The 22,574-nt window shown below is 58.8% G+C and carries 14 protein-coding genes and 10 pseudogenes; 5 read left to right on the top strand and 19 right to left on the bottom strand.

Annotated features, from left to right (window positions below; translation table 11 throughout):
• Nucleotides 1–126: 126 nt before the first annotated feature.
• Nucleotides 127–495, top strand: a pseudogene (locus JCM13995_RS17335) (DUF2975 domain-containing protein); the annotation flags it as partial.
• Nucleotides 496–618: 123 nt separating this feature from the next.
• Nucleotides 619–830 (top strand): annotated as a pseudogene (locus JCM13995_RS13580) (helix-turn-helix domain-containing protein).
• Between the two features lie 141 nt (nucleotides 831–971).
• Here JCM13995_RS13580 and JCM13995_RS02835 read toward each other — a convergent pair.
• The 6 genes and pseudogenes from JCM13995_RS02835 to JCM13995_RS02815 form a co-directional block, all read right to left on the bottom strand.
• Nucleotides 972–1,847: a GNAT family N-acetyltransferase gene (locus JCM13995_RS02835; protein ID WP_082397681.1), complete on the bottom strand. Its 876-nt coding sequence runs from the start codon at nucleotides 1,845–1,847 to the stop codon at nucleotides 972–974.
• 10 nt (nucleotides 1,848–1,857) lie between these two features.
• Nucleotides 1,858–2,055: a GNAT family protein gene (locus JCM13995_RS15530; RefSeq protein WP_054662257.1), complete on the bottom strand. Its 198-nt coding sequence runs from the start codon at nucleotides 2,053–2,055 to the stop codon at nucleotides 1,858–1,860.
• Between the two features lie 86 nt (nucleotides 2,056–2,141).
• Nucleotides 2,142–3,068 carry a PTS sugar transporter subunit IIC gene (locus JCM13995_RS02825; RefSeq protein ID WP_263849542.1) on the bottom strand — a complete coding sequence of 309 codons (927 nt, stop codon included), beginning with the start codon at nucleotides 3,066–3,068 and terminating at the stop codon, nucleotides 2,142–2,144.
• Nucleotides 2,972–3,397, bottom strand: coding sequence for a PTS transporter subunit EIIC (locus JCM13995_RS16630; protein ID WP_263849541.1), 426 nt, complete (start codon nucleotides 3,395–3,397; stop codon nucleotides 2,972–2,974). Before JCM13995_RS16630 ends, JCM13995_RS02825 begins: the two co-directional genes overlap by 97 nt.
• A 342-nt stretch (nucleotides 3,398–3,739) precedes the next feature.
• Nucleotides 3,740–6,350: pseudogene (locus tag JCM13995_RS02820) on the bottom strand (ABC transporter permease).
• An 11-nt stretch (nucleotides 6,351–6,361) separates the two neighbouring features.
• Nucleotides 6,362–7,063, bottom strand: a complete 702-nt coding sequence (locus tag JCM13995_RS02815) for an ABC transporter ATP-binding protein (RefSeq protein ID WP_054662254.1) — start codon at nucleotides 7,061–7,063, stop codon at nucleotides 6,362–6,364.
• Nucleotides 7,064–7,379: 316 nt separating this feature from the next.
• Between JCM13995_RS02815 and JCM13995_RS02810 the strand changes: the two genes are divergently transcribed.
• Nucleotides 7,380–7,763, top strand: coding sequence for a TetR-like C-terminal domain-containing protein (locus JCM13995_RS02810; RefSeq protein ID WP_054662250.1), 384 nt, complete (start codon nucleotides 7,380–7,382; stop codon nucleotides 7,761–7,763).
• A 174-nt stretch (nucleotides 7,764–7,937) separates the two neighbouring features.
• On the opposite strand, the gene JCM13995_RS02805 is transcribed toward JCM13995_RS02810, so the two are convergent.
• Nucleotides 7,938–8,138, bottom strand: a complete 201-nt coding sequence (locus JCM13995_RS02805) for a cold-shock protein (RefSeq protein ID WP_054662248.1) — start codon at nucleotides 8,136–8,138, stop codon at nucleotides 7,938–7,940.
• Between the two features lie 219 nt (nucleotides 8,139–8,357).
• Between JCM13995_RS02805 and JCM13995_RS02800 the strand changes: the two genes are divergently transcribed.
• Nucleotides 8,358–8,888, top strand: coding sequence for a hypothetical protein (locus JCM13995_RS02800; protein WP_054662244.1), 531 nt, complete (start codon nucleotides 8,358–8,360; stop codon nucleotides 8,886–8,888).
• Nucleotides 8,889–8,986: 98 nt separating this feature from the next.
• Here the strand turns inward: JCM13995_RS02800 and gdhA are convergent.
• Together gdhA and sstT are read right to left on the bottom strand one after the other, a co-directional pair.
• Nucleotides 8,987–10,332, bottom strand: a pseudogene (gene gdhA / locus JCM13995_RS02795) (NADP-specific glutamate dehydrogenase).
• Nucleotides 10,333–10,475: 143 nt separating this feature from the next.
• A complete protein-coding gene (sstT, locus tag JCM13995_RS02790; protein WP_054662241.1) occupies nucleotides 10,476–11,771 on the bottom strand; it encodes a serine/threonine transporter SstT in 1,296 nt (431 codons plus the stop codon).
• Between the two features lie 205 nt (nucleotides 11,772–11,976).
• On the opposite strand from sstT, the pseudogene JCM13995_RS02785 reads away from it, so the two are divergent.
• A pseudogene (locus JCM13995_RS02785) lies at nucleotides 11,977–12,841 on the top strand (ROK family protein).
• A 46-nt stretch (nucleotides 12,842–12,887) separates the two neighbouring features.
• Here the strand turns inward: JCM13995_RS02785 and JCM13995_RS15515 are convergent.
• The 10 genes and pseudogenes from JCM13995_RS15515 to JCM13995_RS02740 form a co-directional block, all read right to left on the bottom strand.
• Nucleotides 12,888–13,085, bottom strand: coding sequence for a hypothetical protein (locus tag JCM13995_RS15515; RefSeq protein ID WP_225350668.1), 198 nt, complete (start codon nucleotides 13,083–13,085; stop codon nucleotides 12,888–12,890).
• A gap of 1 nt (nucleotide 13,086) precedes the next feature.
• Complete coding sequence (locus JCM13995_RS13575) at nucleotides 13,087–13,509, bottom strand: helix-turn-helix transcriptional regulator (protein ID WP_225350667.1); 423 nt, start codon at nucleotides 13,507–13,509, stop codon at nucleotides 13,087–13,089.
• 142 nt (nucleotides 13,510–13,651) lie between these two features.
• A pseudogene (locus JCM13995_RS02775) lies at nucleotides 13,652–15,435 on the bottom strand (ABC transporter ATP-binding protein).
• Nucleotides 15,435–17,161: pseudogene (locus JCM13995_RS02770) on the bottom strand (ABC transporter ATP-binding protein). The pseudogenes JCM13995_RS02775 and JCM13995_RS02770 overlap by 1 nt, the downstream one beginning before the upstream one ends.
• A 106-nt stretch (nucleotides 17,162–17,267) precedes the next feature.
• Nucleotides 17,268–18,355 (bottom strand): annotated as a pseudogene (locus tag JCM13995_RS02765) (aspartate-semialdehyde dehydrogenase).
• 4 nt (nucleotides 18,356–18,359) lie between these two features.
• Nucleotides 18,360–19,537 (bottom strand): annotated as a pseudogene (locus tag JCM13995_RS02760) (aminotransferase class I/II-fold pyridoxal phosphate-dependent enzyme).
• 27 nt (nucleotides 19,538–19,564) lie between these two features.
• On the bottom strand, nucleotides 19,565–20,311 hold the full coding sequence (gene dapB / locus JCM13995_RS02755; RefSeq protein ID WP_054662235.1) for a 4-hydroxy-tetrahydrodipicolinate reductase: 747 nt from the start codon (nucleotides 20,309–20,311) through the stop codon (nucleotides 19,565–19,567).
• The gene (gene dapA / locus JCM13995_RS02750) at nucleotides 20,308–21,192 is read right to left on the bottom strand and encodes a 4-hydroxy-tetrahydrodipicolinate synthase (RefSeq protein ID WP_054662232.1); all 885 of its coding nucleotides are present in this window, start codon (nucleotides 21,190–21,192) and stop codon (nucleotides 20,308–20,310) included. Before dapA ends, dapB begins: the two co-directional genes overlap by 4 nt.
• A 1-nt stretch (nucleotide 21,193) precedes the next feature.
• A pseudogene (locus JCM13995_RS02745) lies at nucleotides 21,194–22,350 on the bottom strand (N-acetyldiaminopimelate deacetylase).
• Nucleotides 22,351–22,362: 12 nt separating this feature from the next.
• Nucleotides 22,363–22,574, bottom strand: a 212-nt coding sequence (locus JCM13995_RS02740) for a DapH/DapD/GlmU-related protein (protein WP_305068812.1), incomplete at its 5' end; no start/stop codon positions are given.

The raw sequence follows: 22,574 nt of genomic DNA, 5'->3' as shown, positions 1-22,574 counted from the left end.
GCATTTTGCCGGCCAAAAGGTTAAGAATTTATCGATTATCAATAAATGATTATCGATAATCGACAAAGTCATGCTACGCTGAAGCCATCAACTTGACGGGCAAGCCCGTCGCTTTTTGGAGGAAACATGATGAAAATTCGGATTTGGCTTCTTAAGCTCCTACTGATTGCAAGCGTCATCGCAATCGGGGCCTTCGGAATCGGGCTGATTCCGAGCTTTCCGGGCGTAATGGTTCGCGACTACCAGTGGCCGGTGGCGGCCTGGGCCTTCACGCTGGGCGCGGCGGTCGCGGTGGTCAGCTACTGGCTCGCCGCCTTCATCGCTTGGCACCTTTTGGACTGCATCACCGCCAATGCCGCGTTCACCCAGCGCGCCGTGACCCTGATCATCCGCCTGAAGTGGGCCGTTGGGGCAATGGCGCTGGGCCTTTTGGTCTGCCTGCCGCAGTGGTACCGCATGGCCGACCACGATGATGCCCCTGGGGTAATGGTGATTGGGCTCGGCTTTTTTTGCCATTCCGGCCATTGTCTGGCTGTTCCTGGCGATCCTGCAGCAGCTGTGGACCACGGCGCTGGCCTACAAAACCGAAAACGACATGACGGTGTGAGGAGGCCAGCGATGATCGAAATCAATTTGGACCTGATGCTCAAAAAAAACGCGACCTGACCCTGACTGAGCTGGCCGAGCAGGTCGGCATCACCTTAGCTAACCTGTCGATCCTGAAAACCGGCAAGGCCAAGGCAGTCCGTTTTTCGACGCTAGCCAAGCTGTGCGAGGTGCTCGACTGCCAGCCCGGCGACCTGCTGGCTTACCAACCGAATCACCAGTGACAGCAAAAGGGTTCGCGAAAAAAAATTCGCGAACCCTTTTTTGAACTGATCAGAAATAGTCGTTGAATTCTGGCGTGGCCTGCTGAAGTGCTTGGTCTAAGCGCACGGCAGCGGCCAAACCGCCAGTGCCCTGGCCGCTCATCAGGAGCGCATGCAGTGAGGTGGCGCCCATGAGCGCTTGGTCAGCTGCTGGATGGTAAAGGTCAGCTCTGGTGCAGCGTTGGCGTCTTTTTCCGCAGTGGTCTGACCCGCCGTGCGGCTCAGCTGCCAGACCCCGGCGTTGACCGGCAGGACCGGATCTTCGACTGCAATGGTCACCGGCGCAAAATCCTGCGTGAACGGATAACGGTTCAGAAAGTCCTGCAGGTCCACGATGCGCGCCATCATGTAAGGGGTGACGACCGCTGACACGGCGTACGGCTCCTGGATCCAATCACCGGCGTACTGGCTATGCGGGGATTCGTAACGCAACTTCTGAAACGTGTTCCCATGCTTGAGCAAAAACGCCATCAGCTGCTCAAAAGCGGCCGGCGTGTTCGCCAGCAGCTTGTGCACGGTCATCTCCGCGCCGCTGCGTTCGTACACCGCGTAGCCCTGCGCCTGGCCATCTTCGCCGAAGTACACGCCGGCATCCCAGCGGTTCTTCAGCGTCAGGTAATCCCACCACCAGTCCTCGCGCATCATGCCGCCGGGCAGGTTCTGGGCCTTTTTGGCATAAAGCGGCTTGATGCTCAGCAGCGCCGCGGCGAACGACATGCGCTCGACGCGGCCGCCTTGGTGCTGCGGGTGGTACGCCGGCACGTGATCATGCGCAATCGTGTACGTGATGTGGTTGAAGACTTGCTCATAGCCGAAGCGACGGTAGTACCGGTAGGAAAACGGCGCCAGGTACGACAGGGTCACGTTGCGGTCGTACATCTCCTGCAGCGCCGCCTTCAGCAGCGTCCCAGCGCCACCGTGGCCAGAGTCCTCCGGCGCAGACATTACGTCGCCGATGCCGTTCATTTTGTAAGCCACCCCGTGAAAATTAACGGTAAATGGCAGACTGTAAAGCCCCGAGGTCAGCTGCTGGCCATTTTTTTAGGCCGTAGATCCAGCCGTGGGCGTACCGCGCGTTGAAGAAACGCCGCCGCGCCTCACTGTCCTGGCCGTTGAACGCGTATAGGTAAAGCTGGTAGAACCGCTCGCGGTCCGCCGGGTCGGTCAATCGATACTCAGATGCCATGATGGTCCCTCTTTCAGTTTATGTTTAACTCTATTGTAACCAAGAACGCCCGGTTCGCGAGTATACGCGAGCCGGACGTGTCTGTGTTAAGCCTCAGCTTTCGCCTCATCAGCAGGCTTGTTTTCGGCTGCAATCATCTGTTTCTCCGCAGTCTTGAAGAACGGGTAGTAGCAGGCAGTCGCGATGACCAGCTCGACGGCTGACCACACCGCGGCCCGCCAGTCCCAGTTGGTGGCCATCAGCGGCCCGATGATTGGCGGCATCGTCCATGGCACCATCGCAGACGGTGCAGAGACCCAGCCGATGCTCATCAAAATGAACGTCCCGGTCGCCAGAATTAATGGTACCCCGATGAACGGGATCATCGTGATCGGGTTCATGACCAGCGGGAACCCGAAGATGACAGGTTCGTTGATTTCAAACAGCGCACTTGGAAACGCGACGCGCCCCAGTTCCTTGTACGTCTTGGATTTGGAAAACAGCATCAGGATGACCAGCGTGATCGTGGCGCCGGTGCCGCCGACGTTGACGAACAGGCTGGAAAAGCCCATTGCGGTGTTGAACGGCAGCGGTTGGTGATGCGCCAGCGCTGTGGCGTTAGCGGTCAGGAACTGCAGGAAGATCGGGTCGGAAATGCCCTGCAGGGTCATGTCGCCGTGGATCCCGCAGACCCACAGCAGCGAAACCAGCAGCGTGTAGACCAGGATCCCAGGCAGTGTGTTCATCGCAAACAGCAACGGGTGGAAGATGGCCTGGACGACCTTGTTGATGTCGATCCCAAGCGGCATGCGCACTGTCCAGAACAGCAGCAGGATCACAAACCCAGGCAGCAGTGCGACGAATGAATTGGAAACCGCAGCCGGCACACCGGCGGGCAGCTTGATGACAATGTTGCGACTTTCAAAAAAGTGAAAAATCAAAACAGAGACAAACGCGGTAATAATGGCAGTAAACAAACCGGATGACGAGAAGTTGGCGGTATCAAGCGTGTACTTGTCGTTAAACGACAGCACGATGAACGCATGGTGCCCAACCCGGCCGCAGAAATGGCGTCAACGTCCAGCGCCTTGGCCAGTTGAAAGCTGATACCGATCACGGCAAGCAGCGAAATGATCCCAAATGACGCGTTTGTTGCCACGCCCATCATGTTGACATAGGGCTTGATGAAACGAGTCCAGGCCGGGATCGGAATGTTGGCCAGGATCATGAAGACAGAACCGGAAATGATCGCCGGCAGGGTCAGCACCAGGCCGTTACGAATCGAGACTAGGTACTTGTTGTTCCCAACCTTGGCCATCGGTGGCATGATCGTGTTTTGCAGCCAGTCCATAAACTTCTGCATAGAAATCTCCTCCTTTTGTGCGCTTTGCGGAGTGGTCTAGGCTGTTAGAAAATTCTCTCCCGGAGGATTTCGTAAAACGCTTTCTCAATACGTTAAATATCATAGCGGTATAGTCCGCATTAGTCAACACTTGTGCCTACCCATTTTTATCGTACCAATCCATTCGATTGTGGCCTATACCTTTCACAAGTTGCAAACTGTCCGGTAAACCAATTACTTCAAAAAGTTTTTAACCGCCCGTCCCCACCAGCGATTATGTCACCTTGACCCCTACCGTGTCATGGATTGGTACCCGAACAAGGGGGACAAAAAAAACGAGGCCCTCGCCTCGCTTCTTAACGCTTATTCACTTGACTTCAGTGCCCCTACCATGTCGATGCGCTGCAGTCGCTTGTGGGTGACCAGCATCACGATGCCGGTGAACGCCGCCATCAGCAGCGTCGACCAAACATAGCTCAGCGGGTTGATCACCACTGGGAAGATGACCTGCGTGGTCTCGGCCTGATGCAGGACGTAGGCCAGTAAGCCGTAGCCAACACCGTAGCCGAAGAGAATGCCGACAATGGTCATGACGATGTTTTCCCGCACGATGTACATCGTGACTTCGCGGTCGTAGAAGCCCAGGACCTTGATGGTCGACAGCTCGCGGATCCGCTCAGACACGTTGATGTTCGTCAGGTTGTACAGGACCACGAACGACAGCACCCCGGACAGCAGAATGAAAATCAGGACCACGGGATTCAGCGTTGCACCCATGTTACCGATCGACTTAGTCTCGTCGGCCTTGAAGCTCGTGCCCAGCGCCGCGCCGCGTTTAAGCAGCTGGTGCGCCAGGTCATTGCGCTGGCTGCCGGACATCGGTTTCAGCTTCAGGAGCAGTGCGTTTTTCGCTGGCTTCCGGCCGAAGGTCCTGGCGTACGCCCCCGGCTCATGTACGCAAACACGCCGATGTAGTTGGTGGTGATACCGCTGACCTTGACCTTCTTGGCCGGCTTGCCGGTGCGAGTGAAGGTGATGGTGTCACCCTTTTTCACGTTCAGCTGGTTGGCGATCTTCTGCGCGATCACGATGCGTGGGTCGGCAACTTGTAAGTGTCGCCATATTGGCTGAGCGAGATGAACTGGCCGAACTTAGCCGGACGCGCCGGCGTGTACAAGTTGATGTCCGCGATTTGCTGACCATGCGCTTTCGCCTTGCCCGTGTCGGCAGTCACGACCTGGTGCGCCTGGTACTTGCCGGAATCTTTGACGAGGCGCAGCGCCTCGGCCTGTTTGCTGGGACGAGCCAGCGCCACCGTCGCGTCATAGTGGAAGACCTCGTCGTACTGGTGAGCCGCGGTGGTCCCAATCGAATCGCGCAGCCCAAAGCCGGTCAAAAGCAGACCGGTGCCCCCGGCAATACCGACGATGGTCATGATCATGCGACTCTTGTAGCGAAACAGGTTCCGGTAAGAGACCTTCTGGTTGAACGACAGGTGGCGCCACAGCGGTTTAATGCGCTCCAGTAGGATCCGCTTGGCGGACTTAGGGGCAGCCGGCCGCATCAGCTCTGCCGGCCGCTCGCGCAGTTCCCGCCGCGTGACCAGCCACGCCGCCCCGACCGTCGCCAGCAGCGAAAAGCCAATGGCCATTGCAAAACTGCCCCACATCAGGGGAATCGTTGGCGTCAGCGGAATCACCATGTCGTACAGCGACACGATGAACCGTGGCAGGGTCAAATTACCGGCCACGCTGCCGACGATGGTCCCCAGCAGCCCGGCCATCAGGGCGTACATAATGTAGTTGCGCGCGATGGCCCACTTGCCATAACCCAGGGCCTTGAAGGTCCCAATTTGACCGCGCGCCTCTTCGACCATCCGCGTGATGGTCGTGAACGTGATCAACGCGGCAATCAGGAAGAAGAACCACGGGAAGACGTTGGCAATCGCCGCGATGCGATCCGCACTGTCGCCGAAGGACGCAAAACCGGGCAAGTCCGCCCGCGTTTGCCACGTGTAGCTGGTGTTGATGGCCGATGTCGCCTTTTTCTTGGCGGCATCCAGTTTTTGCTGGGCCGCATCAATCTGCTGGGTCTGTGCCGTCAGTTCTGGCGTAGTCGTCATCGCGCCTTGTGAGGCGGCCTTGACCTGCGCGCTGGCCGCAGTCAGCTGCTTTTTCGCGTCATCCAACTTGGCCTGCTCGGTGGCGATGGGTTTCATCGCTGCAGCCAGCAATTCCGCATTGCGGGCCTTGGCGCGCGGCTTGAAGACTCGCTTCAGCGTGGCCACTTTAGCCGCCACGTCATCCTTGTAGGCCTTGCTGTAACTGCTTTCGCCTTGGAGAGTCGCGAACCGCACGGACAGCAGCGTGGCCACGTCCAGATTCATCTGCTTGGGCTGCACGTACGCAAAAAAGCGCACCGTCCCGTCGCCGACATTGGTGGACCCGCGCTCGTTGTTGTCAACGTACCGCGGTGAATCCGCAAAGCCAACAATTTTAAAAGCGCGGCGTGTCAGGTCGGCGTCCTTGCTGAAGCGAAAAGTCTGACCCAGGCGATAGTGGTACTCGGTTTTCGCGCGGGTGTCGAGCAGCACTTCGTCAGCGGCTCTGGGCAGGCGGCCGGCGGTCAGGGTCAGCCGGTCCTGCTTGGCCGCTTTCCTGTAGCCATACAAGGCGATGGCCAGGTCGCCCTTGCCCCCGGTGACGTACTTGAAGCGGGTCAGTTCAGCCTTGGCGCCGCTCACCTGCTCGGCTGTTTTCACGTCCTGCTTGGTGAGCCCAGTGGTCGACAGGAGCTGCACGTCGGCCAGGTGCGCGGTTTTGACAGTGTGGTCCATGGAATCTTCCAGCCCCGGTCCGGCGGCGCGCACACCGACAAAGGTCAGCGTCCCCAGCAGGATGATCAGCACGATGGCGATGAAGCGCCCCTTGTTGGCGCCAATCTCACGCCACATGTTCTTCCGCATTGGCTTCATCATGCCGCCCCCTACCACTCGATGTCCGCGATGGGCAGCGGCTTGTCGTTATCGGTGACCGAGCGCACTTTGGCGTCGTTCAGCCGGATCACGCGGTCGGCCATTTGAGCCAGGGCCGAGTTGTGCGTGATGATCAGGACCGTCGTGCCGTCCTTGCGCGAGGCATCCTGCAAAAGCTGCAGGACCTGCTTGCCGGTTTCGTAATCCAGCGCCCCGGTCGGCTCGTCGCACAGCAAGAGCTTGGGATTCTTCGCCAGCGCGCGGGCAATGGCGACGCGCTGCTGCTCCCCGCCGGACAGCTGGGAGGGAAAATTGTCGATCCGGTCCGCCAGGCCAACCGCCTTGAGCGTCGCCTCGGCATCACGCGCGTCGTCAACAATCGAGTTGGCCAACTCCACGTTTTCCTTGGTGGTGAGGTTCGGGATCAGGTTGTAAAACTGGAAGACAAACCCGACGTTGTGTCGCCGAAACTCGGTCAGCTGCTTGTCGTTGAAGCGGGCAATGTCCACGCCGTCGATAATGACCTGGCCCGAGGTGGGCACGTCCATGCCGCCTAAAATGTTCAGCACGGTCGACTTGCCGGCCCCAGACGGCCCCAGAATCACCGTTAGCTGGCCCTTTTCACAGTTAAAAGAGACGTCGTTGTTGGCGATGATCTCAGTTTCTCCCATTTGATACTTTTTAAATTCGTTGCGGACTTCGATGTATGCCAAAATTGCCCTCCATTAATCCAACAGTGTGTTGATATAATGCTATTATGCAGGTATGCTCGAATCAGTTCAACCGACAACTCCAGCGGATGCTGTCATTAATTAAACAAATCACGCCAAACTGTTTGAAAGAAGGAAACCCAATGGTCGGCACCAAGAATAATCGACGCGCCCAAGCCACCGAACGGCAGCTGAAAGATGCCATGCTGGCGCTGCTGGCTGAAATGCCGCTGCAAAAAAAATCAGTGTCGCCGCGCTGTGTCGGGAGGCAGACATCAACCGCGGCACCTTTTACACACACTACCAGGACACGCAGGCGTTGTTCAACGCCATTGAACTGGACCTCGTTGACCAAGTTGGCGCCTTGGTCAACCGTCCGCGCACCGACATGGCTGCCTGGCTGACGCCGATCCTCACGCTGGTCCGCGAAAATGCCGCCGCCACCGAGATCATCATCCGCAACCTGACTGCCAGCCCATTGCTGCTTGCCGTGCTCAACCCGCTGCGTGAGGAATCCCTGGCTCGCTATCGCAAGTGGTATCACGAAACCGACCCTGCCCTGCTGGAATACTACTTCACGTTCTATCTGAACGGCGCCGTGCAGGTAATTACTAGCTGGCTAAAAAGTGGTGCGCGCGAATCCCCGGCCGCGATTGCGAAGGTGATCGTGCGCGCGGCGCTGCGCGATGAGCCGTTTGGATAGGTGGATGAGTTGGCTCTGCTTTTCAAGCGACAAGGCTCCAACGCCGCTCTCTAGCAAACCCGCTCCGCGGCTTTGCGTCGAGTGGCAGACTGTAAACGGCAAAGCCGTTAACAGTCTGCGCAAAAAAAGCACCCACCCGGCAAAAGTCGATGAGTGCTTTCCCAACGCTGTAGATTACAGCTTTGTAACGTTAGCAGCTTGTGGGCCGCGGTCGCTTTGTTCTACTTCGAAGCTAACAGCTTGGCCTTCGTCAAGCGTCTTGTAGCCGTCGCCTTGGATGGCGGAGAAGTGAACGAATACGTCCTTGCCGTCTTCACCAGTGATGAAGCCGTAACCCTTATCAGCGTTGAACCATTTAACAGTACCCTGTTGCATAATGTGTGAATCTCCTTCATTAATACATAAGTGACAAAACAACTTGGTAATCGCTGAAAGAAATCCATTATGCTAGCACAACTGTTTCAGTTCATCAATTACTTGAACCTAGTATAACACGGACCGCCAAGAAAAACTAATTAAATGTCCACGCAAACGAAAAGATTCGCGTTACAATCAAAAGCAGCGCCATTACTTAGCAGAAAGCAGGTCCTTTTTTTGAACGACATTAAACCTCTTACGATCAAGCCAAATCTCTTTCACCTGTTCTTCCAGTTGCTGGTCGGCTTCGCGCTGGTCTTCGCGGCCGGCGTCATTGTGACTCGCCAGGGCGCCGTCATCGGCGGCGCGACCGGCCAAACCGTCATGATCATCGGCTGGGCGATCCTCGCTGTCGGTATCGCGTACTTCATTGTCCAGCTGCTATCCGGCCTCAGCCACCCCAGTCTGATTTTTGACCACCAGGGCATCACCGACAACACCGCCGTCTTCGCGTGGCGCGGCAATTACCTGCCCTGGGAAAATGTTTCTGGCATGGCCGTAATTCACTCGACCCTGATCCTGAAGGTGAAAAATCCGCCCCGTCAGCGCCGCAACGCGTTAATGAAGCAGATGAGCCGTGAGTTCGACGCCAACTACACGATCGACGTCAACCTCATTTCAACGGAAGACCTCGAGGCCATCCGGACCATCGCCAAACAACTGGATAAGAAAACCGGCGTCTGGCAGCACCTGGGTGAAGACGCCTAACTCAACCCCCGACCGTCTGCGATTATGCAGGCGGTTTTTTCAGCCTATTTAAAAGGCGTCTGCACGAGTGCAGACGCCTCTCACCGAGAAAATTAACTCTACCAGCCCTGGGCCAGCATGGCCTCGGCGACCTTGGTGAAGCCGGCAATGTTGGCACCGGCGTCGTAATCTTCACCCAAGTCGTATTCTTTGGCCGCCGCCACGGACTTTTGGAAAATGTTGACCATAATGTCCTTAAGCTCGCCGTCGACCGTGGCAAAGCTGTCGGCCTGGCGCCGCGAATTCTGGCTCATTTCCAGCTCGGACACCGCAACGCCGCCTGCATTAGCCGCCTTGGCCGGGCCGAACAGCAAACCGGCCTTCTGGTACTCGGCGATGGCCTCAGGGGTGCTTGGCATGTTCGCGCCTTCGGCCACTGCAATTGCGCCCGCTTTGACGATCCGGGCGGCCTGCTCGCCGTTGATCTCATTTTGCGTCGCGCACGGCAGCGCAATGTCGTACTGAAGCCCTTCGGCATCCCACAGTGACCCTTCGTGGTACGTCGCACCGGACACCGCGTTGGCGTAGTCGCTCATGCGCCCGCGCTTGACCTCCTTGACCTTCTTCAGGGTTGGCAGGTCGATGCCCGCGTCTTGGATCACGTAGCCAGTGGAATCAGAGGCAGAAATCACGGTCGCCCCGAGTTCCTGGGCCTTTTGAATCGCGTAAATGGCGACGTTGCCGGCACCGGACACCACGATGCGCTTGCCGGCCAGCGTCTGGTCGTTGTGCTTCAGCATTTCGTCGAGGTAGTACAGCAGACCGAACCCGGTCGCCTCAGTGCGGGCCAGCGAGCCGCCGTAGCTCAGCCCCTTACCAGTCAACACGCCGCGGTCGGACTCGCGCAGGCGCTTGTACATCCCGTAAAGGTAGCCGATCTCGCGGCCGCCAACGCCAATGTCACCAGCCGGCACGTCCAAGTCCGGACCGATGTACTTCTGCAGCTCGATCATGAAACTCTGGCAAAAGCGCATGATCTCGGCGTCGGATTTGCCCTTGGGGTCAAAATCCGAACCGCCCTTGGCCCCGCCGATCGGCAAGCCCGTCAGCGAATTCTTGAACACCTGCTCGAACCCGAGAAACTTAATGATGGACAGGTTGACCGACGGGTGCAACCGCAAACCGCCCTTGTACGGCCCGATAGCGGAGTTGAACTGGACCCGAAAGCCGCGATTGACCTGCATGTGCCCTTCGTCGTCCTGCCAGGCGACTTGGAACTGAACCGCCCGCTCGGGCTCGGTCAGGCGTTCCAGAATGCTGGCCGCGATGTACTCCGGGTGTTTTTCGAACACCGGCGTGACCGCGTCGAGAAAACTGAATACCGCCTCTTGGAACTCGGCTGATTCGGATCACGCTTTTGAATGGTCTGCTTAACTGCTTCAATGTATGCCGTTGCTTGACTCATCGTATCACCTATCCTTTGTTAGATTGCTCAAAGTTTACCATATTCAGCCCGCGATAGTGAAACCGAACCCAAAAATGTTGGGTAAGTCCTAAGCACAGCAAAAAAACCGCTGCACACGGTTGTTCAGCGGTTTGATGAAACGATCAGTTTTCCTGCGGGACCGCATCGGTGACTTCCTCGTCCTCGTCGCCCTGGCGATCCGCCGCGTGAACGGCGGCCTTCATATCGACCGGATGCCCACTTTTGCGGGCGTCGGCGTATTCAGCAGTCGCGGTGAACAGAAGATCCGAAGCTGAATTGACCGCCGTCTCGACAGAATCCTGAATGACCCCGATGATAAACCCGATTCCGACCACTTGCATCGCGATGTCATTGTTGATGCCAAACAGCGACGCGGCCATCGGAATGATCAATAACGATCCACCGGCAATGCCGGACGCGCCAGTGGCGGCCAGTGCCGTCAGCAGGCAAAGCAGGAAAGCCAGTGGGAACGAGACGTGAATGCCCAGCGTCGTGCAGGCGGCAAGGGTCATGACTGAGACCGTGATCGCCGCCCCACCACTGTTGGCGGAGCCGCCGAGTGGGATCGACACAGAGTAGGACGCCTTGTTTAACCCTAGGTCCTCGCAGGCCTGCAGGTTAATGGGAATGTTGACGGCTGAACTGCGGGTGAAGAATGCCGGAATACCGGAGCGCTTCAGCGTCCACAGCGTCAGCGGATACGGGTTCTGATGCGTCAGGCCGAACACCATCAGCGGGTAAACGACCAAATAAACAAAGGCCATCGTCCCGACCAGCAAAAGGACCAGCTGGCCGTACCGCGCGACGCCAGCAAAACCGGTTTCGCTGATCGTCGTGTAAATCAGACCGGCGATCCCGAACGGCGCAAATTGGATGACCGTCTGGGCCACGCCGGTGATGGCGCCGGAAATTTCCCTGATCACCGTCTGTGTCTGCTTGGAGGTCAGCCGCAGCGCAAAACCGATCATGAGCGCCCAGAACAAGATCGACAGGTAATTGGCGTTCACGATTGCGGCCAGCGGGTTCCCCACCGCGTTCGTCAGCAGGTCAGACAGGACTTTGCCCAAACTTTTGGGGGCAGCGGCCGCCGCGACGTGCGCTGCTTTGGGCAAAACCAGGTGAACTGGGAACAGGTAGGACGCGCCGACCGCCGCGAATGCCGAAAGCAGGGTCGCACTCAGGTACAAGACGATGACCGTCCCGAAGTGATTCGTGCTGCCGGACTTGTACCCGGACACCGCCGACATGATCAAAAAGAAGACCATGACCGGCGCGATTCCTTTCAAAGCACCGACAAAAAGCTGGCCCAATATGCCAATCGCCGTCCACGAAGGAACCAGCCAGGCCAGCAGCGACCCCACTGCCAACCCAATAATGATACGAATGATCAATGAAACCGATTTGTATTTGGCATACATAAGCCTCGCCCCTAACCGAATTAATAACCTGTATTGTACTCGTACTGTAAACGACTGTCCAGCGATTAGAGACATAAAGTTATTAATTCGGGGATTTAGTACTTGTAAGTAGCGGTGCTGAAGGTTGATTTATCAGCATAGGTAGCGGTTTCTATTCAGGAGCGCTATTCTTAAGGGGAAACTTTTTTTGAAAGGCGGGACAAGTATGATTTTAGGTTCAATCGAAGCAGGCGGCACCAAATTTGTCTGTGCGACCGGCACGGCAGATGGCAAGGTAGACAAGCAGGTCCGCATCCCCACGGGCACGCCGGATGAAACCATTCCGGCAGTGATCAAGTTCTTCCAGGATAACCCGGTGGACGCCATTGGGATCGGGACGTTCGGTCCAGCGGACATCGATCCGGCCAGTCCGACATACGGCTACATCACCTCGACGCCCAAGCCCGGCTGGCGCGACTACAATTTTCTCGGCGCGATGAAGGCCGCGATCGATGTTCCTTACGCCTTCACTACCGACGTCAACGAAGCCGGTTACGCAGAGTGGCGGGCTGGCGCCGGCAAGGGCCACAAGAACATGCTGTACTGGACTGTCGGCACCGGCATCGGCGCCGGCTACGTCCACGACGGCAAGCTGCTGCAAGGCTTCTCCAACCCGGAGATGGGCCACATCATGATGCCGCAGCTGCCTGGTGATACCTACAAGGGCCGCTGTCCATATCACGCCAACCACTGCCTGGAAGGCCTGGCTGCCGGTCCCGCAGTTGAGGAACGCGCCGGCAAAAAAAGGCACCGAGCTGGCCCCTGACGATCCGGCCTGGGACCTGGAAGCCGACTACCTCTCGATTGCCTGCGTCAACGCTGCTATGATGCTGTCGCCCGACATCATCGTCTTCGGCGGCGGCATCATGCACCAGAAACAACTGCTGCCAAAGATTCGCGCCAAGTTTGCCGAGCACAACAACGGCTATGTCGCGACGCCTGACTTGGACGATTACATCGTCCGCATCGGCCTGAACGACGAGGCCGGCGTGATGGGCGGGTTCTTCCTGGCCGCCGACGCGCTGAAATAGTCAAAAACGAGCGGCTCACGGTGAAATTTCCAGTGAGTCGCTCGTTTTATTTTGCCTGACGGTCTTTCTCATCACGCCACCAAGCCCAGATCACCAACGGCGTGAACAGCCCAGACACAGCCAACTCCATCCAGAAATCACTATTAAGCCCATGCGAGAAGTACTGCCAACCCAGCAAGGCTGACATCACGATGATTATCAGTAAGCTCCGTTTGACCCACCCCGTTTGCTTGTGATGAATCATGTCAAAATATCGTTTTTTGACTGCCGGCAGTACCGTGATATTGGCTAACAACATCACGGCAATCAGCAGACCGCCAAGCGGTGTCGTTTTGACCCCGTTCCAGCCAACCAAACTGGCTGCCAAAAAGAAGGTCAAAATCACGTCGATCAGTAGCGATGCGCGATACACCTTCCGCGCGTTTTTTAACAATTCGTTCTTGATGCTTCAGATCCTCAACCATATCGGATCCCTCCTTCAATAAGTCATCGAGGGAAACATGATACAGCCGGCTCAGCGTCAACAGGCTTTGAATATCCGGAAACGAGCGCCCCGTCTCCCAGCTGGACACGGTTTGCCGCGCCACGTGCAGGTCATCTGCGACCTGCTGCTGGGTGAAGTGAAGCTGTTTTCTGGCTTGACTGAGTTGTGTGCCGATTGTGATCATATTTGCCTCCGCAACTCAAATTAAAGGAATCTGTCCAAGCATACTAGCAACCAGCCGTGGCGGCCAGTATTTCTCGGGAAATCTTCTTGCTAAGTATCTTGGCATTGAAAAAAAGGCGGCATCTGCCGTCTTTTCTCACTCACTATTCAAACACCATTTGATTCCGGTACAACTCGGCGTAAAAGCCGTGCTGGGCCAACAGCTCCTGGTGGCTGCCCTGCTCGATGATGCGACCGTGCTGCAGCACCACGATGCGGTCCGCGTTCAGAATCGTCTTCAACCGGTGCGCGATGACAAAACTGGTGCGACCCTGGATCACATTGTCCATCGCGGCTTGGATCTTAGCCTCGGTGACGGTGTCGACATTCGACGTCGCCTCGTCGAGAATCAGCAGCCGCGGATCGGTCAAAATCGTGCGGGCGATGCTCATCAGCTGCTTTTGGCCCGCGGAGAAAATGTTCTGCTCGTCGGACACCTTGGTCTCGTAACCCTCAGGCAGGCTTTCGATGAAGTCGTGAATGTTGGCCTGCTTGGCCGCGTCAATCACCCGGTCCATCCCCGCCTCCGGGTCGCCGAAGCGAATGTTATCCGCAATGGTGCCGGTGAACAGCTGGGGATCCTGAAGCACAATGCCGACCGTGTGGCGCAGCTGCGCCAGGTCGAACTCCCGCAGGTCGGTGCCGTCGATGGTGATGCTGCCGGAATCCACATCGTAGAAGCGATTCAGCAGGTTCATCACCGTCGTCTTCCCGGATCCAGTCGGCCCGACCAGCGCCACCATCTGACCCTTTTTGACGTCGATGGTCACGCCATGGAGAATCTCCTTGCCCGGCAGGTAGGAAAAGCGGACGTCATCAATTTTCAGCGCGCGGTCGATGTGGTCGATGGGCTGGCCATTGACCGGTCGCACCTCGTCAGGCTGGCTGCGGACCTCATCAACCCGCCGCGCCCCGGTGATGGCCAGTTGGATCATGCCGTAGAGCGACGTCAGCGTGATGATCGGCTGGTAGTACTGCTGCGCGTAGTTGACGAACACGACAACCCACGCCAGGGCAGCGCCGGTGCTCAAACTGCCGCTCAACGCCAGCCAGGAGCCGGCAAAAATCACGATGGCGGTGTTGAGCAGCGACATCCCAGACAGCAGCGGACTCAAGATCCCGGACCAAATCTGACCCTGGGTCGCGGTTTTGCGCACGCGCTGGTTGTAGGTGTTGAAGCCTTCAACCGAGTCGTGCTGCAGGCCGTTGGTGATGATCACCTTCTGGCCGGTGACCTGCTCATTGATGTAGCCGTTTAAGGCGCCGATGTCGGTTTGTTGCTGATCGACCGCAACGGCGGCTTTTTTTTCATCACCAAGGCCGCGATCAGCAGGGCGACCGGCGTCGTGCTCATGGTCACCCAGGCCATGGTGGTGCTTTGGTTGAACATCATGATCAGAATGCCAATCATCTGGGCAATTGCCAGCAGAAAATCGATCAGCGCCTGGTTCAGCGCGTTGAAAATGTTATCCAAGTCGCTGGTGTAGCGCGCCAGAATGTCCCCATCGGCGTGCTGGTCGAAGTACTCGACCTTCATCCGCTGCATCTTGCGAAACAGCCCGATGCGCATGGTGCCGGTCGAATACGCGGTGACTTTGGCCAACAGCCAGGACGCGATCAGCAGCGAGGACGCATCCCCGAAGTAGAACAGGACGTAAAACAGCAGCGTGTGGTGGAACGTGGTCAGGCTGGCACCGGCCCGCGTGGCCGGGTTCGTCCACGCCTGCACATAGGTGGTCAGCTCGCTGATGGCGCGGCCCAGGTAAGTCGGCGCAATCACGACGCAGGCCGTGCTGATGCCAATCAAAACCGCGCTCCAGAAAAACGGCCAGCCGTAGGGTTTGAGGTAGTGCCAGTAGTAACGCCCGGCAAGTTTGATGTCTTTCATTACGCCGGCAGCCTCCCTTCCTTAGCCTTTTGCGTTTGGTAAATTTCCTGATAAATGGTGTTGTCGCGGACCAGCTCCTGGTGGGTGCCCTCGCCGACCACGCGGCCGCCGTCCAGCACTAGGATAGAATCGGCGCGGATGATCGACGAAATCTTCTCGGCAATGACCACCGTCGTCGTGTGCTTTAGGTCGCGGTCCAGGGCTTCCTGAACCAGCTTCTCTGACTTGGCATCCAGCGCCGAGGTCGCGTCGTCCAGGATCAAGATCTCCGGATTGGCGATCACGCCGCGCGTGATGGCAAGGCGCTGCTTCTGCCCGCCGGAAAAGTTGGCGGAGCGCTCCTCGACCGGCGCATCGTAGGTCTCAGGCAGGCGCTCGATGAATTCGGCGGCCTGGGCGATTTCCGCAGCGCGGTGCATGCTGGCCGCCGTCGCCTCTTTTTTTGACCTGCCGCAGGTTCTGCGCGATGGTGCCGGAAAACAGCGTCGAGCGCTGCAGCACAAAGGCCACGGCGTCGCGCAGGGTCGCTTCCGGCAGCTCCCGCACGTCGACGCCGCCAATCAGCACGCGCCCAGAATCCGGATCAAACAGGCGGGCAATCAGCTGGGCCAGGGTCGTTTTCCCCGACCCGGTCGCGCCGACGATGCCCAGCATCTGGCCGGCCGGCACGGTGAAGGACACGTCCTTCAGGGTCGCGTCTCATCGCCGGGGTACGTGAAGGTCACGTGGTCGAACGTGATGTCACCTGCGACCTTTTTTTTCAGGGCCGTCCACAAAGTGCATGCTCGGCTGGTGATCAAACACCTCGCGCACCCGGCCCATCGAAATGAACGCGCGGGACGCGAAGGTCATGATGAACGAGCCGTTGATCACGGCAAAGAGAATCTGGCCGAGGTACGAGGTAAAGCTGGACACTGCGGCGATGTAAGCCGGGTGCGCCAGGACCTGCGTGCCGACCAGGTACACGGATCCCGCAATCGCCACATTGGCGGTCAGGAAAAAAAGCCGGCATCAGCACGGCAAACAGCTCGCCGATGCGGGTGGTCACATCGCGCAGCTCGTCAGACGGCTTGGCGAAGGTCTTGATCTGGTTGTCCTCCTGCACGAAGGACTTCACCACCCGGATGCCCATCAGGTTCTCGCGGGCCACGGTATTGACGTTTTCAATCAGCTGCTGGGTGCGGCCAAACAGGCTGCTCATCTGGCGAAAGGCGACCACGGCGACCAGCACGATGATCACCAACATGGCGAGGATCACCCACCACTGCTGCGGCATCGTGGTCAAAGCCAGCGCCAGCGCCCCGAAGAACAGCAGCGGAATGCGCGTCACCTGCTGAAAGGCGGCCATCACCGCACCTTGGATCTGCTGGACGTCGTTAGTCATTCGCACCACCAAGTTGGACGCGGAAAAGGTCTCAACGTCGGCGTAAGCAAACGACTGGACATGACGGTAGATGTCCGCGCGCAAGTCGGTCGCGACACCCAGCGCCAGGCGCGCCGAGTACACCGTGTTGACGACCCCGCCGACAATGCCGATCGCTGCGAGCACGATCAGCCAAATGCCGTTTTGCCAGACGGCCGCCCGGTCCTTGGCCATGATGGCAGTCATCACCGTTTGCAGCAGCCGCGGCTGCCACAGGGTCGCAAAGACCAGCACCAGCACGGCCAGCGTCGAGATGATGGCGTCCCTGCGGTATTTTTTCAGGTACGGTAAAAGCACTTTCATCTTGTTTCTCCTTAAAATCTCAGTTTGACCAGCTTACTCGAATTTTTAATGACAAGCAAGCAAAAAAAATGGTCCGGTGCTGGCAACCGCATCGAACCATGAGACCTTACATAAACTTTTCTGCGGCACCGGCAGGCACGTGCACGAGGTCGCGTGCGACCAGCTCTTCGGCGATCTGCACCGCGTTCCAGGCTGCACCTTTCAGCAGATTGTCGGACACGACCCAGAGGTTGTAAGCACCTGGGGTCTCCTGATCCGGCCGAATGCGGCCGACAAAGGTGTCGCGCGAACCGCCGCGTTGATGGGCTGCGGGTAAACCTGGTTGGCCGGGTCGTCCTGGACGACCAGGCCCGGAAAGCCACTCATGGCCGCGCGCAGCTCATCGGCGCTCGGCGTGTTGCCCGCGCCGACTTCGAACCACACGGACTCGCCGTGTGCGATCGGCACCGGAACGCGGACGCAGGTCGCGGTGACCTTGATGGCCGGCGAATTCTTGTCACCCAGCATGATTTTCTTGGTTTCGTGGATCATTTTCCACTCTTCATGCGTGTAGCCGTCCTCCTCGAACACGTCGATCTGCGGCAGCAGGTTGAACGCCAGCGGGTAGTGGTGCTCCGCGCCTTTGACGGGCAGCACGGCCGCGTTCATCGGCTTGTCGGCCAGGTAATCGCGGGCCTCGTCTTCCAGTTCATTGATGGCGCTTTGCCCGGCGCCACTGGCGGCCTGGTAGGTCGAGACAATGATGCGGCGCAGGCCGAACGCGCGGCGCACCGGCTCCAGGGCCATCATCATCTGAATGGTCGAGCAGTTGGGGTCGGCGATGATGCCGTTGTGGTGGTTGAGCGCATCGGGATTGACCTCGGGCACGACCAGCGGGACGTTGTCGTCCATGCGAAAATGTGACGTGTTGTCCACGCACACGGCACCGCGTTTGACCGCCTCGGGCAAAAGCTTAGCGGACACCGAACCGCCGGCCGAGGCCAGCACCAAGTCGACGCCGTTAAAGGAATCCGGTGTTGCTTCCTCGACCGTCACCGGCTGGCCCTTGAAGGTCAGCGTTTTGCCGGCAGAGCGCGACGACGCCAACAGGTGGACTTCCTTGACAGGAATCGTCGACTGTTCGAGTTGTTCGATCATGCGCGTGCCGACCGCCCCGGTCGCGCCTAAAATTGCCACCACATATGCTTTTGCCATTGTTCTACTCCTTTTGGGCAACGAAGCGCTGAATGCGCTGGGCCGCCTCAGTCAAATTCTTGGTCGATGCCGCGTACGACAAGCGCACGTGGCCTTCGCCGCCAGGACCAAACACGGAGCCGGGCACCAGCAACCTTGCGTGCTCAGCCAGGTCATACACGAACTGCACGTCATCTTCGCCGAATTTAGCCGGCAGCTTGGCGAAAATGTAAAACGCCCCGGCCGGCTTTGGGGCCGAAAAGCCGACCTGTGTTAGAGCCGCCATCATGAGGTCTCGGCGCTGTTGGTAGACCTTTTTCATCGCTTCGGCATCCCCAGCCCCGGCTGGACTCAACGCCTCTTCGGCCGCCTTCATCATCGGGCTGGCCGCCGTCGTCACCATGAACTGGTGCATTTTGCCTGCCAGTGTCATCAGCGGCGCGGGCCCAGCCAAGTAACCAATGCGATAACCGGTCATCGCGTGGGACTTGGACAGGCCGGAAATCAGCACCGTCTGGCTCGGCAGCAGGTGCGCCAAGCTGATATGCTTTTCCTCGTAGCTGAGTTCGGCGTAGATCTCGTCGGACAGCACCAGTAGATTCGTGTCTGCAATCACCGCCGCCAGCTCGCGTAGCTGCGCGTGGGTGTAGGTCGCCCCGGTCGGGTTGCTCGGGTAGTTCAGGACCAGCCCCTTAGCATCCGGATGCGCCGCCAGCGTGGTTTTTAGCAGCTGCGGCGTCAGCAGGTAAGCCGGCGCCGTGTTGACTAAGACCACGTTCAGGCCGGCCACCGTCGCGACCGCCTCGTACAGCGGGAACGTCGGCGTGGGAATGATGATGGTGTCGCCAGGTTGAACAGCCCGGCAATGGCGGCGTGAATGCCCTCAGTAGCGCCAACGGTCACGACCACCTCGGTTTGCGGATCGTAATGCGCGTCAAACGTGGTCGCCAGGTAATCGGTGATCTCCTTGCGCAGCTTTGCATAGCCAAAGGACGGCGCGTAGTGGGACCAGTCGGCATCAATGGCGGCATCTGTTGCCTGTTTAATGTGCTCGGGCACCGCAAAATCCGGCTCGCCCAGGGTCAGCTTAATGATCCCGGGAATGGTTGAGATTTTATTGTCCACGGCGCGGATCGCGCTGGGCGGCACTGCCGCCACCTGGCGATTGCCGAGGCCGGTTAGGCTTTTTTTCAGTTCAGGCATAAGACGTCTTCCTTCTATATTAGTCAGTTACAGCAGCGCATCGAGGCCCACGGTCAGGCCAACCGGAAGCGTGTCGACCTGCCGCGCGGCCAAAGCCACGCCGGCCATGAAGCTCGACCGGTCGAACGAGACCTGCTTGATGGACAGGCTTTCGCCGGCCGCGCCGAACACCACTTCCTCCTGAGCCACATAGCCCGGCAGGCGCAAGGCGTGCACCGGCACGTCGTCTAACCACTCACCCCGCGCCGGGGCGCCCTGGTGCGGCGCGACCGGCTTTTTGGTCCGGGCCTCTGAAATCAGTTTGGCCGTGGCCTTAGCGGTCCCAGACGGGGCGTCCAGCTTATCGGAATGGTGCGCCTCGACGACCTCGGCATCCGGGAAGTACTTGGCGGCCTTAGCGGCAAACTGCATCATCAGCACCGCCGAAATGGCAAAGTTCGGGACGATCAGCAGGCTTTGCTCGTTGCCCTGGGCGATCACCCCCAGGGCCTCCTGATCATCTGCGCTCAGTCCACTGGTGCCGATCACGGCGTTCATGCCGTGGTTCAGGGCGTACTCGGCGTTGGCGCGCGCAGCCTGCGGCAAGGTGAAGTCCACCCAAACGTCGGCTGAAACGTTGATGGCCGCCAAGCTGGTGAACACGGGGAACGCGACTTTGTCCTTGGCCTCTGGCGCCAAGCCCCCGACGATGGTCAAATCCTTTTCGCCGGCCATCATGCGCGCGACCTGGCGACCCATTTTGCCGAACACCCCGGCTAAAAAGACAGTTGTCATTGCTCGACCTCCAATTCACCCAGCGAATCCAAGACGACCTGGGTTTCCGTTTCGTTCAGCGGCACCATTGGCAGGCGCAGGCGGTTTTGAATCTCGCCGCGCCGGCTCAGTGCCATTTTGACTGGTTCCGGAGACGGATAGGCGAACAGCGCGTGCATCCGCGGCGTCAGCCAGGCCATCTGCTCATCGGCCGCCGTGATCGCACCGGCGTTCAGGTTATCGATCACCTGTTGCATCTGGTTACCGTACAGGTGCGACGCCACGGAAATCACGCCGCGTGCACCGACCTTCAGCGCGTCCTCGAACTGGTCATCGTCACCGGTGTACACCGCAAAGTCCTTTGGCAGGTGCTGCACCAGCCAGGCCAGGTCCTCGACCGTCGTACACTGCTTGACGCCCTGGATGTTCGGATGCTTGGCCAGCGCCGCCAACGACACGTTGGACAGCTGGACCACCGAGCGGCCCGGAATGTTGTAAATGATCACCGGCTTGGCACTGGCGTCGGCGATGGCCCGGAAGTGTGCGATCATCCCCGCCTGACCGGGTTTGCTGTAGTACGGCACCACGGCCAGCACCGCGGTGATGGCCTGAATCGAGGAGACCTCCTTGGCGAACGCGACGGAATCGCGGGTCGAATTGGTGCCGACGTTGGCGACCAGCGCCGCGCGGCCCTTGAGGACCTCGCCGACGTGTTCGAACAGGCTGACTTTTTCCACGTGGCTGAGCGTCGGTGACTCGCCAGTGGTCGCGCCGACCACCAGCCCGGTGGTGTGCTCGGCCAGGAGGCGCTCGATCAGTTTGTCGAGGGCCGGGTAGTCGATTTCGTCGTGTTCATTGAAGGGCGTGATCAGCGCCGTCAGGATCGGATGATTTTCTAACATATTATGCTTCCTCCATGCGATGGGTCAAAAAGCCAACGAAGGCGTCAACGCCCGGCTTCAGCGCCGCCTCGTCGGGGCTGAGTTCAGCCGAGTGCAGCGAGTGCTCAGGGTCATTCACGCCCAGCCACACCATAGTGCCAGGGAACTGCTGCAGCAAGAACCCGAAGTCCTCACCGGTCATGGCCGGCGCAATGCCGTCAAAGTCGACGCCTGGCGCCTGCTTCATGTAACTGATCAAATCTGCGGTTTGCTTCGGCGCGTTTTCCACCGGCATGTACCCGCCTTGGATCAGCTTCAGGTCGGCCCGAACACCGTACGTCGCGGCGACGCCATCGGCGATCTGCCGCACGCGGCCCTGCATCATTTCAATATCGGTCTGGCGAAAGGCGCGAATGGTGCCATCCAGCCGCGCCGCGCGGCGATCACATTGCCGATGGTGCCGGCGTGGAACGTGCCCAGCGTGACCACCCCGCCGCGCACCGGATCGACATTGCGTGACACGATGGTTTGCACCTGCATCACGAACGCGGCGGCCGCCACGATCGCGTCATTGGCCTTTTGGGGAAAAGCGGCGTGACCGCTTTTGCCAGTGAACGTCAGGTGGATCTCCGTCGTGCCCGCAAACAGGGTGCCCATGCGCGTGGCGATCTGGCCGGCCGGCAGTGCGGGATTGTCATGCAGTCCGTAAAACTCATCGGGGTGCCATTCCCCGGTAAAAGCGCCGGCATCAAACACGCGCTTGCCGCCGTACTCCGCCTCTTCCGCCGGCTGGAAAAAGAACACCATGTTGTCCCTGGGCTGGTTGGTGGCGAAATACGCCAGGATGCCCATCGCCACGGTCATGTGCACATCGTGGCCACACGCGTGCATCACGCCAGGGTGGTTCGAGGCAAACGGCAGCCCCGTTTTTTCCTCAACCGGCAGCGCATCGATGTCTGTGCGGTAGCCCAGCGTGCGCCGCGGTGCAGTGCCAGCCAGGTGGACAAGCAGGGCGGTCGGCACCGCCTCGACGTGCTTGACGGTCAGCCAAGGGCAGGCCAAGCGCTGAACGAACTCTTCGATGTATGCCTGGGTCTGAAATTCGTTCAGTGCCAGTTCCGGAATGCGGTGCAGCGAGCGCCGGATCGAGATCAAATCGGCTTCTGTTAAAGTGGCCATGTGCATGCCTTCCTATAGTTTGCGCAGCGCATCGATCAGGCCGGTTTCGCCTTCGGTCTTCGCGTCCTTCATCTTGATCACCTTGGCCGGAACGCCGGCAACCACCGCGTTGGCCGGCACGTCATCGATCACAATGGCCCCAGCCGCGACAACGGCGCCTTTGCCAACGTGGACGCCTTCGATGACCACGGCGTTGGCGCCGACCAGCACGCCGTCATCAATGA

The organism is Lacticaseibacillus camelliae DSM 22697 = JCM 13995 (genome assembly GCF_001311195.1).
In the GTDB taxonomy this organism is placed as follows: Bacteria; Bacillota; Bacilli; order Lactobacillales; family Lactobacillaceae; genus Lacticaseibacillus; species Lacticaseibacillus camelliae.
This window is presented reverse-complemented; position numbering and strand designations above follow the sequence as displayed.